A 14,386-nucleotide genomic window follows, 5' to 3' on the forward strand; every position below is an offset into this window, starting at 1 on the left:
GATGCTCTCCCGGAACGCACGCCGCTCGGCTGTCAGTCCACCGCCTTGCGGATACCTCATTGGCCAGGCATACCGCTAGGACCGTCACCTGTCAGCCCTGGACGACATCACGCCTTCAAGCTCGTTAACCAACCGGGTCCACAGGACTTACCTCGAAGATGTCGGCCTTGGCAGGGTCGGCCACACAGGGATTGGGAAACGTGATCCCGGCAGGCGGGTGCGCCTCCCAATTCACGAACCCTCCCCCGATCTTCACAACGGTTCCACTCAAAAGGGTGGCGCCCTCGTCAGACAGGCGCACGCCGCGCTTACCTCCTTCGCTAATGGGATCGGTCCCTGGCGGCCAAAGAAGAACCACTGGAGGTTCTGCCGACTCTGCCCGCTCGACAGTGAGGCATTTGGTTGAGGCGCTGTAGATTAGCTGACCGGTGAGAAGTGCTTGCATCGCAGGACCGGACCCGTCATGCAACAAGATTCGAGGGTCTTGCCCTACAACCGTTATGCGATCCTGGCCCTCAGTGGTTGTCCGGTCCGACCGCGGCCCTTCAGACGTGTCAGTGGTGCAACCGGCCCCAACAGCAGCAAGGCTGGCCAGAGTCACCCGTAACAAGATCGTGTGGATCCGCTCCCTCACATGGCCTCCTCAGGCGGAGCGCGTGTCCAGAACCTTCTGGACACGCGTTCACATGGATCGCCGGGGTACAGACGATGGCGCTATCTTAGGTCCCCGGTGGAGCCGTCCACACCTTCCACGAGGCACCGAGGGCCGAAGGGATCAGGTAGGCGGGAGTGAAGGCCGAGTTGCCGTTGATGGTGCCCGTATGTATTCCCCAGGCAGTATTTCCCTTGTACCACGGGCCGCCGCTATCACCCTTCAGGTTAATGTTCCGGTCCATGACGATGAGCCCCTTCGTCCCGGCACCTCCATCCACATTAATTTGAGCTATGTTCGCACACTTCGCTTCGTTTGTGGCCCAGCCAAAGTTGCATATGTTCTGATTCCTGGCGGGACTGGTCCCGATATAGTACGCGTAACGTGCATGGTTAAGGTCGTAGTAGAACGTTCTGGTCACAGTGAAGTCGCCGCGAGTCCATGCCGCAATGTCATAGGTCGAGGAACCGCTCGCGTAGTCAGTTAGCGGCGTAAAGCCTGCCTGCGTGGGATGGTTGGCATAGTTGGCGGGGCCCCTACCGCAGTGCTCGGCGGTCGTAGTTCTGCGCTGATCAGGGTCGCTGGGGTAATTTTGGTTGATGATGTTGAACCCGGTTGTGCAGCCGCCGAGTACACCGCCACCTCTCATGTATTTGTCGTGAGGGACCATAAGGTCGTCCTCGGTAAAGCGCAGGCTGACACTGATTTTCTTGTTGGCTGGTTGCGCTGGCTGCAACTGTGCTGAAACGGCTTTCTGCGCGGCAACGCCCCTAGGCATGGCGTGAGGCTTGATGGTGATCGTGACGACGCCGGTGTCAGTGTCGTAGCTGCCGGTGAGGGTCTCCACCAGGTCGCGTCGCGCGTTGACCTGGGCATAAGCTGCATCCCGGGCTTCCTCCAGGTCCTCTTCCGAGAATCCCTTGTTGCCCACCAGTTCGACGGATACCGGCAGCGTTTTGGCGAGCTCTATCGCGTCGGCAGGAATCTCGCCCTTGAACCCGATTTGCGCTTTGCGGCCATCCTCAAGCACGGCCAGGCCGGAGAGTTCTGTGGGGTAACGCTCTTTGAGCTTGGCGCCGACTTCGTTCAGGCGCGGCTGCCAGGCTATCGTTTCGATAGCCTCTTCGAGGGTAATGTTGTTGCCTTTGGCGGCAACCTTCATGTCGGTCAACTCGCTGACCCACAGGTCGTCGATCTTCATTTCGGGCTCGACGACCGCTGGATCCAGCCCGTCTGCTCTCGCTCGTGCGGTGACGCTCGGATTCGTTGCCACTGCGTGAGCCACATGGGCGTCAATTGCGTCGGCCAGGCTGATGTTCTGCTGTTTTGCGGTGCGTTTGATCGCTTCCAGGGTGGGGCGCTTCGGGATGGCTTGAGATTCCCGGGGAAGGGCGATAATCGTTCGATCGCTGTTCGTGGTGGACGCTTGGGATGGAGCGACGAGCGCGGATGTCAGCAGCGATGCTAGTGCGACAGTGATCAGAATCTTACCCTTGGCCGGTAACTGCATCGAACCTCCGTGCGATCTTGACAAAGTGTCTTGATCATAATCAAAGGCTGCCGCGCCCAGCACAAGAGATCAACAAGCGGTCGTGATCAATTTGATATCTGGTAACCCGACACCTCATATCATCGAGCCGCAGTTGGCAGGAGGTATTTATCCCTCAGAAGCCGGTGAGACCCCCCGAAGGGGGCGACCAGACCTGAAGTTTCCCTCATCTTCCACTTGTTACAGATGGGCGAGTCCGTCGCATTAGCGATGCCGTGCAGAAACGCGAAGAAGGCCCTCTGCTCGCCCGGAATGGGCGAGCAGAGGGCCTTGTCGGCCTGTCCTTCGGGGGATGCTACGGCAGCTTCTCCTCGACCACGACGACGTGCGCGACCGGGCCGGACCTCGGGCTGACCTGGCCGCGCAGCACCAGGCCGAGCACCGCCGACACCAGCAGGATGAACGCCGCCGTCTGCGCCGGGGTGAGCACCAGCCAGAAGTGCGAGACCCCGGTGAGGATCGTGGAGACCGCGCCGGTGAGCGCCGAGACGACCCACGGCCGGGTCTGGACGGCGACGATGAGTGCCAGCACACCGGATCCGATCGTGGAGATGTAGCCTGCGGCGGTCTCGGTGAGGCCGAGGGCGGGGATGGTGACGAGGAACGCGAGCAGCGCGTTCAGGATGTAGAGCAGGGCGGCCGGTTCCTGCCCCCACACGGTGGGGGTCTTGCTGGTGGACATGATGCCTCCGAGCATGCGAAAGGCCCGCCGTTCGGCAGGCCGCGAGAGATAGAGCTGGGCGAGGGAGTGCAGGCCGTCCATCAGCCGACGCGCAGCAGCGCGGCCCACGTCTTCGGCCCGCACACCCCGTCGTCCTGCACGCCGGCGGCCCGCTGGGCGTGGCGTAGCGCGTCGTGCAGCGGCTCGCCGAACACGGTGTCGTCCACGCCGCCGTTGACGCCGTACCCTCGCGCGTGCAGCAGATAGAACAGCGTCTTGACGTGCCAGCGGAGCGGGTCGTTCTTGTTCTTGCCCGCGCCGAGACGCAGCGTCGGCAGCTTCTTCACGATCTCCTCCGTCCAGTACCGCTCGGGCTTCGGCTTCGCGGCGGCGGTGGTGCCGAGGTAGGCGGGGTAGCCGAACCCGGCCACGTTCTCGAGACTCCGCCAGCGGCGCATGACGCGGTTCTGTGTGTTGCCCTCGATCGTGACGATGGTCCGGCCGCCGTCGCGCACGGCCTCGACGAGGCCGACGTGGTCGATGCGCTTGATGTCGCGGGTGCCGCCCCAGTCGAAGAACACGATCGCGCCCTTGCGCGGGGTGTGCCCCCACTGGCCGCGGTTCTTGAACCACTCGGCGTGGCCGACCGTCCACGCGTGATCTCCGACCACCGGCAGCAGCCCGGCCTTGTTCGCGCACCAGGCGATGAACATGTCGCACCACGGCGCGAGCGCCCACGACGACGGTTTGCCGTGCCGTTTGGCCCACCAGGACCCGAACACCGTCCACCCCGAGGGGCTCTCGGTGTAGCCGAGCTGCGCGCGGGCCTCCGCCAGGAGACGGTCCACGGGTGTCCTGGCCATCACACGCGCTCCGGCCAATGCCAGGTGCCGGGCTCGTCGCCAGGCGGCACGTTGAACTCGTGGAAGAAGCCCTGCGCGCCGGGAGTGAACACCAGCAGATGCACGTGCTGGTCGCTGTCCAGCGCGGGCACCGCGCCGACGCGGACGCCCTCGGGGTCGAGAGTGTCGATGTCGGCCGTCACGATGGCCGCGCGGACGGCGTGCAGACCGTGCTTGCCCCGGTAGCGGACGATCCGCCCGGTCGTCGGGCGGGGCTCAGCCTTCTTGCTCATCGGTGGCCACCTCCTCGTCTTCGATGGCGCTGCCGGGCTCCTGCGGCAGCTCCTCCTGGTCGGGGTCGAGCGCCGATACGCCGGCGTCGGCGAACGGCGCCACCGGGAGCGGGTCCTGGCCGTCCAGGATCGGGACTTCCTCGTCTGAGGCGTTGGACATGCTGACCTCCTTGAGGGCGAGCCAGTCAGCGACGGAAATCTTGAGCTCGTCGTCGCTGATGCGGATGGGAAGAACGGCGGGCACAACGAGCACGCCGTCGCGAACGGGCAGCACCAGCAAGGCAACCCGTACCTTTCTGGTAGCGGCCGGGCCGGGATACTCAGGCCATGGCGAAGAACAGCAACGGCAAGGGCGGCGCCAGCAAAGGCAGCACAGGCGGCAAAAGCGGCAAGCGCAACGGCCCGTCAGCGAAGGACAAGGCCAGCGCGATGCGGTCCGCGTCGCGCCACCCAGACGACCCCCTGAACACGTCAGGCGCAGCGAAGCGGATCCAGGCAGCACACGACAGGAACCAGCCCAAGAAGTAGTTCAGCTGCGGGTCAGCGAGATCAACGAGATGACCGTGCCCGCCACCAGGAGCAGCACGGTCACGATGGCGATGATCAGTCGGGTGCGAGCGCCAAGGTCATTGCGGGTGACGGCAGTGCGCTCCAGCTCGGCCAGCCGTGTGTCCTGCTCGTCCACGCGCGTGGCCAGCTCGGCGTGCCGGTTGTCCACCTGGTCGAGGCGTTGCAGGATCAGGGCCGTCTGCCCGGAGGTGCGCTCGAACCCGACCTCGACGAGGCGGCGCAGCGTCTCCAGTGACACGGCCAGGCTGGGCATGTCGTCGGTGCTCACACGGCACCTCCCGGCGGGGGCTGCATGCCGACGAATGTCCCGCCGGGCTTGAGCTGGAACGTGGGCTGCGGGAGCTTGTCGGCGCGGGAGGCGCGCAGCCATTCGACGGCCATGCGCCGCGCTTCGACCCGTACGGGGTCGAGGCGGATCAGCGACGTGATCGGCTCCAACGGGTCCGGAGGTGCGGCCCGCGTGCTGCCGACGTACGCGAGCGCTTCCGCGCGCAATGCCTGCGGGGCGGCCTCCATTCGGACCCGGTGCTGTTTCACCGCGGCAATCCGGGCGAGGTAGGCGGCGCGCCGCTCCTCGTCCGGCACGCCGGGCGTCCAGCAGGTGGGCAGGCCGTGCGTCGCCTGAAGCACCGCCACGGCGGACGGGTCGGCGGTGCGGGTGAGTACGTCGTCCGGTGCCGGGATGTACGGCTCATGCAGCGCCACGTCCAGCAGTGTCGTGATGTCGTCCGGGTCGATCCCGTACAGGGCGCACCGCCACTCCAGCAGCGTGTGCGGCAGCGCGTGATGGATCTCCACCCCGGTCGCCGGCGCGAACTGGTAGACGCACCACAGCGGTTCGGCCCCGTCCACGTGGGGCGCGACCGGCGTGGACGTCTCGGCCAGGGGCGTGTGGGTGTAGGACAGTTCGGCGTCCCACACCTGCACCACCTCAGCAGGCATGATCAATCCCCTTCATGGGTGTTAATGGCGGTGCGACCACCAGTAGACGGCGAACCCGTCCGGGAACGACGAGCTGATGCGGAACCCGGTCGTCAGCGACTCGGTCACGTACCACGAGCCCGACGGCGTGTGCGACGTCGGGCTGGCCAGGCCGCGCCGCAGCACGGAGACCGGCCCCATGTTCCCGTCCATCTCCGTGCCGTAGCTCACAAACCGGATGTTCGCGCCGGACCCGGCCGGGCTGAACCTGATCGACCCGGCCAGGATGCCCGCCGTCGCGCCCAGCACGGTGAAGTCCCACCACTTGCCGACGTGCCGGGTGCGGCCGGTGTTGTCGAACCAGAAGTATTGTTCGCGGGCGGCGTCCTTGAAGTACCCGTACCGGGCGTAGGACTCGGCGAGCTCCATGAGGCCGCCGTTCGGGTCCGTGAGGGTGGCGTCACGGACCTGCATCTGCATGAACCCAGCGGCGATCGTCGTCTGGCTGGCTGCGGTGACCGCCGAGTTGGTGCCCGAGGTGACCTCGAACGTGGCCTCGCCCGTGAACCGGTCGTCGCGGGTGCGCAACCTGGTGTAGTTGGTGCCGGACGCGGCGGGGATGAAGCGGATTTCCGGGTAAGTCGCGCCGGGCGGAGCGAACTCCAGCCGCCGGCCCGAGGCCGCGGTGCGGATGAACGCCCCGGTGATGGTCTTGCCGTCGATCGCCGTGGCGGTCAGCGCCGCCGCGTCCACCGATCCGGCCGCGAGCTGGTCCACCGTCACGCAGTTGGCACGCAGGTGCGGGGTGTCGATCGCCAGGGCTTGGATCAGCGCGCCCGTGATCGTGTTGGCGATCAGGGCGTCGGCGGCGTTGACCGTCCCGTCGATGATGTTCGCGCCGTCCAGCACCTTGCCAATCACGTCGGCGTTCACCAGCGGCTGCGTGGCGATTGACGCGGAGGTGGAGGGAGCGGATTCGTTGCCGCGCCGGTCCACCGCCGTGAGCCGGAACCATCTCGGACTGTTGTACGGCTGGTCGGTGACGAGCGCCGCCCCAGCCGCCCGCAGGTGGTCCACCACCTGGTAGGGGCCGTCTGCCGCGCTGGCCATGTGGACGCGGACGTGCTCGAAGTCGGCGGGCATCGGCTCCCCCACGCTGCCGAGCCCGTCCCACGCGGCCTCGATCACCCCGAGCCGCGTGGACAGGACCGGCGCGGACGGCACGGGCGGCGGGGTGACGTCGTCCGGGACCAGGACCACGAACTCCGAGCTGAACACGCCCTTGGTGCCCTGTGCGGTGGCTCGGACCTTGAACGCGTACGTGGTGTCCACGACCAGCGGGCTGTAGGTGGCCGTGGTGTCGTCGGAGGTGGCGATCAACCGCCACACCTGGCCCACGGAGTTGACGCGGGCGTACACCTCGTAGCCGTCCACGTCGAGCGCCACACCGTTCACATCGGCGACGACTGGCGACCAGGTCGCGGTGATCTGCCCGCGGGCGAACCCGTGCTCGTCCACGTACGCCGCGGTGGCCACGATGAGCCCGGTCGGGGCTGCGGCGACCCGCCCGGACGGTTCCGGCGCCGGAGCGCCGCCCGTCCCGCCGGAGGAGACGCCGCCGGCCAGGATCCCCGCGGCCTGGCGGGCGAGCCTGATCTCGCGTTCGATGAACCGGTCGTGGAGGACGAGGTTGCCGCCGAGCCCGCCATCCTGGTCTACCGACAGCGTGATCTGGCGGACCCTCACCGGCTCCATCACGCCCTCGTCGGCGGGCGCGAGCACCACGTCACCCGGCCGGTAGTGCACCAGCGGCAGGAAGCGTGCCGCGCCGAACCGGATGCCGCGCGTGAGCTGGGTGCGTTCCCGGCCGACGCGTTCGAGCGCGTTCGTGCCGAGGAGGATCGCGGTGCCTTCGTCCGTGACGCCGCCCTGCGACTGCGACGTCTCCCACCTCCCCCACGGCTGCGGCGCGGACGGGTTGGTCACCTCGACCGCGAGGCCCTTCTCTCCGCGCACGAGGATCGCGGTCACCAGATCCTCGAGAGTCGCCGTCGCCGGGGCGTCGTCGATGTCCCTCCCCAACCGCAGATCCACCGGGCCGGGACCGGTGGCCAGGTCCTCGCCCAGGATGGTGCCCTCGTTGTAGACGCGGAGGGTGCGGCCGGACATCGTCCAGTCGAGCACCCCCTGCTCCGACAGGTTGATCAGGAGAGTGAGCAGGTCCGTGCCGGGCTCGATCTGGAGGGTGAGCGTCTTGTCCCACGGCTGACCAGCGCTGTCGTGGGTGGTGGTGAACGCCACCGACAGGCCGGGCAGCGCACCGCGGGCCTGGCCTTCGTCCACGAAGGTGCGCAGGATCGCCCCCGCCGACACGGCCGAGAACGGCCGCTTGTCGTCAGCCATGACCGGGCCGGCGTACAAGACGAGCTTGCGCAGCATCCACGCATAACCGGGGCACTCGTACGTGCGGGCGCCGGTGGCGTCGGTGGCGTTGCTGCCGCGTTTGATCCGCAGGAAGCGTGCGTCGTTCGGTTCCAGCCAGGGGCCGCCGCCGATCGACACCTCGACGGCGATCTCCACAGGTTGCGTAAGCCAGTCCGCGCCCGCGCCGGCCGCCGGGTACGTCGCCTTGAGCGACGGCACGTCGTTGAGTGGGAGTCCGGCCTCGAACCCGAGGTGGTGCGGCAGCACGCCGAGTCGGCCGCTGTTGGGGGCGTAGGCGATCAGGCGCAGATCGTACGGCTCAGCCGTCCCAGGGGTGATGACCTGCACGTCGCTCCTCTCAGGCGTGCGGCACTGATGGGATGGGCCGCCACGGGATGGGCCGTTGGCCCTTTCTAAACTCGACGCTTGAGCGTTCGCCCCTGGGCTGGGTCCGCCAGCTATCGGTGCCCTGCTGGCTTCTCGCTGTTGCTTCGCTCTTCCAAGGGGACCGGACGAGTGGTGCCGGATCTCGGGTTGGATGACCCAGTGAAGCGACGCGTTGGAAATTCCGGACTTGCCTCTCGCCAGAAAACGAAGATCGCGACAGTGAGCAGGAAGATCGTCAAGGCTAGGCCGTAGAGGACGAAGAGCCAAGCTCCCGGGACTGCGACAGCGACGCTCACGGCGATGGCCAAAGCCGAGGTTACCGGGAAGACTGACCGTATCGCCCAATAGGCGAGCCATCGCCGGGGCATCGGGTGTTCTTGAACGAAATGTTCCCAGCCGAGGCATTCCTGGCCTACACGAGCTTCGACGACTGTCCGGAGGTATGTTGCGATCCGGGTGATCGAGTGGGCCTTGTACAGCCACACGAGGCCAAGTACGAGCGATAAGAGCGGGTAGATCAGGATGATCGCAGCGTTCTTGGCCTGTAACCCCACAGGGAGGATAGCGCCGAAGGCCACAACAGCCAGGGTGATCATCTGAGCCTGAAGCTGACAAAGTTGAACTATTTCCGCTCGCAGGCTGGCGTACTGGGTGATGGCTATTTGGGTGAGGTCCCAGTTAGGAGACGTAACCTCTTCTGTGCCGGGGCGAGCGACTTGGGCACGACCGATGCGGGAGAAAAGATGCATGCTTCCATACCAACTCATGGACGCCGATGGCGCGGCGTAGCTCTCCCTCTCAGGGACGGTGGGCGAGGTGGGCGATACGCCGCCGTAGCCGGATCTCGTTGTCGGCGAGCCGGTCATCGAGGACAAGGTTCCCGCCGGCCACCCCGCGGTCGGTGCGCGTGAGCGTGATCTGGCGGACGCGCAACGCGACCCGCTGCCCCGCTTCGCCGGGGGCGTAGATGCGGTCGCCGGGCAGATAGTCCCGCAGAGGCAGCCACCGGGTGTTGTGCGCGAACAGCAGCTCGCGGGTGCGTTGGACGCGCTCGACCGCTCCGCGCACGAGCAGGGAGCTGCCGACGAGGTTCGCGGCGTTCGTCTCGGAGACGCCGACCTGGCGGACGCTGGTCTCCCACCGGCCCCACGGCAGCGGGGTGCCGACGTTCGTCACCTCCTGGCGGAAGGAGGCGTCGCCGACGACGTACGCCGCGCTTGCCATGTCCTCCAGGGTGCCGACGTCGGGCGCGGCGCGGATGTCCCGGCCGCCTGCCAGTTCCACCGGGTTCCCGCCGGTGGTGAGGTCGCGGAAGATGGCGGTGCCGGGCCGCCACGCCGACAGGGTGCGGGGGCCGGTCATGCGGATGTCGATCAGGCCCGCGTCCACGAGCATCAGCAGGACCGCGAGGACGTCGGTGCCGAGCGGGATGCCGAGGCCGAACGTCTGGTTCCATGTCAGGCCCGCGGTGTCGAGGGTGCCGGTGAACGTCCACCCGAACCCGGATAGGGCGCCGCGCGCTTGGGCTTCGGTCAGCAGCGAGTTGATGATGAACCCGGCGGTCGCGTTCGGGGTCGGTGAGCCGTAGACGCGCTGCCCGTTCACGGGCGTGATGGAGGCGTGCGCGTACGTGACGGCTTTCTTCAGCATCCACAGGTAGCTGGGGCAGTCAAAATGCCACACGCCGGATGGGTCAAGGCTGTCGCCCCTGCGGAGCATCCGCAGAAACCGGCCGTCGCCGTTCTCGGTCCACACGTTGCCGTCCGCTGACCACTGGACGCCGATCTCGCACGGCGCTGCGATCAGGTCTGCGCCCACGGCATGGGCGGAGTAGGCGAACTTCAGGCCAGGGACATCGTTGAGCGGCCAGGCGGCCTGGATGTACAGCGGGTGGGGGAGGATGCCGAGTCGCGCTCCGTTGGGGGCGTAAGCGACGAGCCTGAGGTCGAATGGCACCAGCCCCCCTTAACGGAATGACCCACCTTATCCGGCTAAGGGTTTACCGTCCCCTCTGCCTCAGGGTTTGCAGAGTGCGGAAGCAACTGCGCATCGGCTCGCCATGAGGGCGTCCTAGTGGTTACACAGTAGCGTTCTCCACCGTATAAAGATTCGTACTGTATCTCAAACTCGATGCGCTGTTCAATCAGTTTCCGAAAAGCGCCATGCTTTGTCCGATTCCAGGCGTCCATGCTCAAAAGAAACATGCTCTCACCAGATGGGATGCCCATACCGTCGGAGAGCGAGGAGGCGCCCGGACGAGGCACTATGCCAGCACGCGCCTGTCTGGATGTCACTCTGTTCCAGGCTCCCAAGTCGTGCCCGTCGAGCCACGCCCGAGTGCCTGTTATGATGGCCGGACCGAGGCCGATGTTCTGCAATTCGATGCCAGACACTTCTCCTTCAACCGTGCGGAGATTCAACTGGAGAAGAGGGCGCACGGAATGGCGGTTGTGCAGCCGACTGGCTCTCAATTGGTAGATGGACACCGTCAGGGATGCGATTGCAATGATAGTGGCGCTGATGGCAATTACGGTTTGCGCATCCATCTGAACTCCCCTTACCCGCTTGACATTCTTGCTTCGAACGTAGAGTCCGCTTGGTGCAAGAGCAACAGGCTGTCGTGATGCACGAGACTGTCTATCGCCATCCAATGAAGATCGTTTTATGGGATCGAAGACGCCCTCTTACAGGTAGGCCCGCCGCGCTCGCACTTCGAGCTTCGAGGCGGCGGTGACGCCTGAGCCGGAGCACGAGATGAGCACGGCGCGGGAGAACGGGTCACCGACCGCGACGGCAGGGGTGAGGTGCAGCCAGCGGGACGCCGAACCTGGCCCGAACACGGAGATGACGCCGGTACGGTCCGTGCCCGCGGCGAGGTCCCAGATGTCAGTGGTGACGACGGCGGCGCGCATGGCGGCGGAGTCGATCAGCAGGCGTTCTGACGCGGTGATGCTGTTGCTGCCGGAGGTGAGCAGGCCGACCGCGCCCTGCGTGGCCGCGTCCCGGATGGTGATGTTCGTGGCCGGCCCGGTCACCCTGATCAGCGAGTCAGTGATGGGCGCGGTGCTCCCGGCCAGCGTGGTGATCGGCTGCCCGCTGGCATTCGCCGAGCCCTCCCAGGTGGTGACCGTCTCGTCGCGCCAGTACACCGAGGGCACCTCCACTACGGCGGTGAGGCGGGCGCGGGCGGCGCCGACCCACAGTTCCGGCTCGGAGGCGGCGACGATCGTCACGTCGGCGACGCGCACGATCGACCCGGCCTGGTAGCGGAGGGTCATGAGCCGGTGCCGGACGCCGAGCAGCGCGGACAGGGCTTCGAGGTTGGCTTCGAGCTGGGGGAAGCCGCCGTGCCCTCCGGACGGAGTGGCCCCGGTCACGGTGAACACCAAGCTGAAGCTGGTGAGCTCGTGGTCGAGGCCGACGATCGGCAGCTCCCCCGCGCGGCCGGGCACGGTGACGCGGACCGCCCGCGCCCCGGGAAGGGGGCGGCGCTGCGTGCCGCGCTTCAGCTTCCAGCAGCCTGCGGGGTGGTCGAGCGGCACGCCGTCCAGCGTGTACTGCGGCACGGTCAGATCACCCCCAGTGCGCCCGCGAGCTGGAGCCCGCGGTTGACGCTCGTGCTGGTCGGTTCGGCCTGCGGGTAGTAGTTCGTCTGGTGCACGACGACCCGCGACATGCCGCCGAGCCCCGCACCGTTCCCGCCGGGGAGCGCGAGGCCCGGCACGGCCATGTCGGGGATGCCCGCGCCGGCGACGATCCCCGCCATGCGCTGCACGGCGGTGCGGACCAGGCCGCCCGCTTGGGTGATGCCGAGGGCGAGTCCGGCGGGGACTTCGCGGCCCATCCGCATGAACAACTTGCTGGGCGAGGCGATGCCGAGGAAGTCCAGGATGGGTTGCGGGAGAATCGACTTGAGGAAGCCGACGATCTTGGATTTGATCTGGTTTCCGGCGGCGACGATGCCCCGCCAGAGGCCGTCCATGAGCGCCTTTCCGGCGTTCATGATCGTGTCGCCGAAGCCCTTGATCGCCTGCATGATCGATTGGAGGGCTCCCCGGAAGTCGCCCGAGATGAGCTTGACCACCGCCGTGATGATCTTGATCCAGAACGGCAGGAGCGCCGTCGCGATCTGCGTCAAGGGCGGGATCAGCGGCTGGACAGCCCCGAGGACCTGGGAGAACGCGGCCACGCAGCCCGTGATCACCGGGATCAGGGCCTTGGTCAGCTCCACCAAGGGCGGGAGCAGATCCTTCGCCAGTTGCAGCAGCGGCGGCAAGATCGTCTGGAGGGCTTGGGCCAGGAGCTGTCCGTACGCCGCCGCGAGCGGGGCCGTGGCCGCCGCCAGCTCCATGATCGCAGCCGACAAAACCGGAAGAATGGGCTGCAAACCGGACGAAAGCGCCGAAATCACCGGAGCGAGCAGCGACGCCAGATTCGCGAGCGCCGCACCCAGCAGCTGACCCAGAACCCCGGCGAGCTGCCCGACGACCGGCAGCAGCGGGGCCGCCGCCGCGAGCACGGCCGAGATGCTCTGACCGAGCGCGAGCAGCCCGGCCTGAAGCTCGGGCGATGCGAACGCTTGTGCGAGCATCTGCGCGACCACGGTCAGCCCAGGACCGAGCGCGGCCAGGGCCGGCCCGAGCGCGGACACGGCGGCGGCCAGCCCAGGACCCAGCGCAACCGCGATGGCCGCCACGTGCGGCGCAACGAGGGCCAGCGATCCGGCCAGCGCTTGGAAGATCGGGAACAGGGCTCCGCCGACCTGGGCGAGACTCTGGAAGATCGTGACGAGGATCTGCTGACCCTGCGCCGAGTTGACGAACGCGTTCACTTGGGCCAAGAGTTGGCCGATCACGCCGAGCGCGCCGGACCCGCCGGTCTGCATCGCCGAGAAGACGCCCCGCACGATCCCGACCAGGTCACCGGCGATCGCGCCGAGCTGGCGCAGCACATCGACGGCGCCCTGCATCCAGGCGAGCGCCTGACCGGAGGCGGCGGCCTGCGACAGGAACTCGCCGAACCGGGCCGCCGCGGCGGCGATCCCCGGCGCGAGCCCGGCCGAGAACCCGGCGCCGACGACCGACAGGTCACGGAACCCGGCCAGCAGCGGTTGAATGGCAGGCAGCAGCGCCGCCACGGCGGACCGCAGCGAAGCAAAGATCGAAGAGACGGCGGAGACGGTCTGGCCCGAGGCGGCGAACCGCGCCACCTCCGCCGCGCCGAGCCCCATCTGCGAGGCGACCCCGGACATGCCGCTCTGGAGCGGCCCCGACAGCACGGCGGCGAGCGCGGTGATGTGGCCGGCGAGCGGGGCGAAGAACGCATCCTGCACCGACGACTTCAGGCCATCGATGGCAGGCTTCGCGGCCCGCAGCTCCAACGCCGCCGCCCGCGCGGCCGGTGACAGCCCTTCCAGCGCCTGAGCGAACTTCTCCGGATCATCCGCGAGCGCGGCGGAGAACGCCTCCTTGACCCCGGCCAACGCAACCTGCAACGTGATCAGCGCGGCGCGGCTGAGCGCAATGGCGCCCGGCAGCGCGGCCACAATCCCCGCCGCTGGAGCGAGCGCCGCCACCAGGCCGATGGCGCCCTGCGCGGCCGACGCCAGACCGGCCGCGGCGGCTGCCCCCGACACCGACAGCGCGGCGAGCCTGCCGCCCATCTGCGCCGACCCGGACGCGATGGACCCGGCGTGGGAGGCGAACTCCTTCGCCTTGTCGCGGAAGAAGTCGAGGGCGCGGCCGAGCGGCCCGGTGAGGTCGTTGCGGAGCCGCAGCCTGGCGAACAGTTCGCCGACGTTCATCCCGACCGCCCCTCAACTCAAGATCGAAAATGTGTTGGCGGGTAAGTTGGCGGAACCGCCAACGATTACCGGCGACGGGAAGCCCGGTCGTCGCCCGGGTCGAGCGCGCGAGCGATCCGCGAGTCACACACGAGCAGCCCCGCGATCCTCGTGCGCAGCCACCGCCACGACCGGCCCCGCAGCGCCGACGACTGGTCGAGGTCGATCCCGAACACCTGGTGCAGGTCGGCCTCGACCAGCTCCCACCGGCTCAGCAGGTCGAGCCAGGACACGGACGCCCCGCC

At 67.5% G+C, this 14,386-nt stretch carries 15 protein-coding genes; 1 reads left to right on the plus strand and 14 read right to left on the minus strand.

What is annotated here, in order from left to right; genetic code table 11:
- Positions 1-719: 719 nt before the first annotated feature.
- From ID574_RS55625 to ID574_RS55645, 5 genes are all read right to left on the minus strand, one after another.
- Positions 720-2,162 (minus strand): chymotrypsin family serine protease, encoded by a 1,443-nt coding sequence (locus ID574_RS55625; RefSeq protein ID WP_188197201.1) that lies wholly within the window; start codon positions 2,160-2,162, stop codon positions 720-722.
- Between the two features lie 334 nt (positions 2,163-2,496).
- Positions 2,497-2,883 carry a hypothetical protein gene (locus ID574_RS55630; RefSeq protein ID WP_188197202.1) on the minus strand — a complete coding sequence of 129 codons (387 nt, stop codon included), beginning with the start codon at positions 2,881-2,883 and terminating at the stop codon, positions 2,497-2,499.
- Between the two features lie 80 nt (positions 2,884-2,963).
- A complete protein-coding gene (locus tag ID574_RS55635; RefSeq protein ID WP_188197203.1) occupies positions 2,964-3,710 on the minus strand; it encodes a CHAP domain-containing protein in 747 nt (248 codons plus the stop codon).
- 14 nt (positions 3,711-3,724) lie between these two features.
- On the minus strand, positions 3,725-3,997 hold the full coding sequence (locus ID574_RS55640; protein WP_188197204.1) for a hypothetical protein: 273 nt from the start codon (positions 3,995-3,997) through the stop codon (positions 3,725-3,727).
- The gene (locus ID574_RS55645) at positions 3,981-4,277 is read right to left on the minus strand and encodes a hypothetical protein (RefSeq protein WP_188197205.1); all 297 of its coding nucleotides are present in this window, start codon (positions 4,275-4,277) and stop codon (positions 3,981-3,983) included. Before ID574_RS55645 ends, ID574_RS55640 begins: the two co-directional genes overlap by 17 nt.
- A 47-nt stretch (positions 4,278-4,324) precedes the next feature.
- Here ID574_RS55645 and ID574_RS55650 point away from each other — a divergent pair, with 47 nt between their 5' ends.
- On the plus strand, positions 4,325-4,525 hold the full coding sequence (locus ID574_RS55650) for a hypothetical protein (RefSeq protein WP_188197206.1): 201 nt from the start codon (positions 4,325-4,327) through the stop codon (positions 4,523-4,525).
- Position 4,526: 1 nt separating this feature from the next.
- On the opposite strand, the gene ID574_RS55655 is transcribed toward ID574_RS55650, so the two are convergent.
- The 9 genes from ID574_RS55655 to ID574_RS55695 all read right to left on the minus strand — a co-directional run bounded on the left by ID574_RS55655 (position 4,527) and on the right by ID574_RS55695 (position 14,374).
- Positions 4,527-4,835 carry a hypothetical protein gene (locus ID574_RS55655; protein ID WP_188197207.1) on the minus strand — a complete coding sequence of 103 codons (309 nt, stop codon included), beginning with the start codon at positions 4,833-4,835 and terminating at the stop codon, positions 4,527-4,529.
- The gene (locus ID574_RS55660) at positions 4,832-5,509 is read right to left on the minus strand and encodes a hypothetical protein (RefSeq protein ID WP_188197208.1); all 678 of its coding nucleotides are present in this window, start codon (positions 5,507-5,509) and stop codon (positions 4,832-4,834) included. The genes ID574_RS55655 and ID574_RS55660 overlap by 4 nt, the downstream gene beginning before the upstream one ends.
- A 21-nt stretch (positions 5,510-5,530) precedes the next feature.
- Positions 5,531-8,260: a fibronectin type III domain-containing protein gene (locus ID574_RS55665; RefSeq protein ID WP_188197209.1), complete on the minus strand. Its 2,730-nt coding sequence runs from the start codon at positions 8,258-8,260 to the stop codon at positions 5,531-5,533.
- Positions 8,261-8,370: 110 nt separating this feature from the next.
- The gene (locus ID574_RS55670; protein WP_188197210.1) at positions 8,371-9,048 is read right to left on the minus strand and encodes a hypothetical protein; all 678 of its coding nucleotides are present in this window, start codon (positions 9,046-9,048) and stop codon (positions 8,371-8,373) included.
- 49 nt (positions 9,049-9,097) lie between these two features.
- Positions 9,098-10,255: a hypothetical protein gene (locus ID574_RS55675; protein ID WP_188197211.1), complete on the minus strand. Its 1,158-nt coding sequence runs from the start codon at positions 10,253-10,255 to the stop codon at positions 9,098-9,100.
- Between the two features lie 35 nt (positions 10,256-10,290).
- Positions 10,291-10,845, minus strand: a complete 555-nt coding sequence (locus ID574_RS55680) for a hypothetical protein (protein ID WP_188197212.1) — start codon at positions 10,843-10,845, stop codon at positions 10,291-10,293.
- Between the two features lie 138 nt (positions 10,846-10,983).
- Positions 10,984-11,865: a hypothetical protein gene (locus tag ID574_RS55685; RefSeq protein WP_188197213.1), complete on the minus strand. Its 882-nt coding sequence runs from the start codon at positions 11,863-11,865 to the stop codon at positions 10,984-10,986.
- A gap of 2 nt (positions 11,866-11,867) precedes the next feature.
- Positions 11,868-13,961 carry a phage tail protein gene (locus ID574_RS55690; RefSeq protein ID WP_188197214.1) on the minus strand — a complete coding sequence of 698 codons (2,094 nt, stop codon included), beginning with the start codon at positions 13,959-13,961 and terminating at the stop codon, positions 11,868-11,870.
- A gap of 206 nt (positions 13,962-14,167) precedes the next feature.
- Entirely contained in the window at positions 14,168-14,374 is a 207-nt protein-coding gene (locus tag ID574_RS55695) for a hypothetical protein (protein WP_188197215.1), read from the minus strand.
- Positions 14,375-14,386: the final 12 nt, after the last annotated feature.

Origin of the sequence: Nonomuraea sp. SYSU D8015, assembly GCF_008065375.1 — a bacterium.
Classification (GTDB): domain Bacteria; phylum Actinomycetota; class Actinomycetes; order Streptosporangiales; family Streptosporangiaceae; genus Nonomuraea.

Coding starts and splice junctions, on each gene's coding strand:
- ID574_RS55625 (WP_188197201.1), bottom strand. CDS start 2,162: ATGCAGTTACCGGCCAAGGGTAAGATTCTGATCACTGTCGCACTAGCA.
- ID574_RS55630 (WP_188197202.1), bottom strand. CDS start 2,883: ATGTCCACCAGCAAGACCCCCACCGTGTGGGGGCAGGAACCGGCCGCC.
- ID574_RS55640 (WP_188197204.1), bottom strand. CDS start 3,997: ATGAGCAAGAAGGCTGAGCCCCGCCCGACGACCGGGCGGATCGTCCGC.
- ID574_RS55650 (WP_188197206.1), top strand. CDS start 4,325: ATGGCGAAGAACAGCAACGGCAAGGGCGGCGCCAGCAAAGGCAGCACA.
- ID574_RS55660 (WP_188197208.1), bottom strand. CDS start 5,509: ATGCCTGCTGAGGTGGTGCAGGTGTGGGACGCCGAACTGTCCTACACC.
- ID574_RS55670 (WP_188197210.1), bottom strand. CDS start 9,048: ATGCATCTTTTCTCCCGCATCGGTCGTGCCCAAGTCGCTCGCCCCGGC.
- ID574_RS55680 (WP_188197212.1), bottom strand. CDS start 10,845: ATGGATGCGCAAACCGTAATTGCCATCAGCGCCACTATCATTGCAATC.
- ID574_RS55690 (WP_188197214.1), bottom strand. CDS start 13,961: ATGGGCGGCAGGCTCGCCGCGCTGTCGGTGTCGGGGGCAGCCGCCGCG.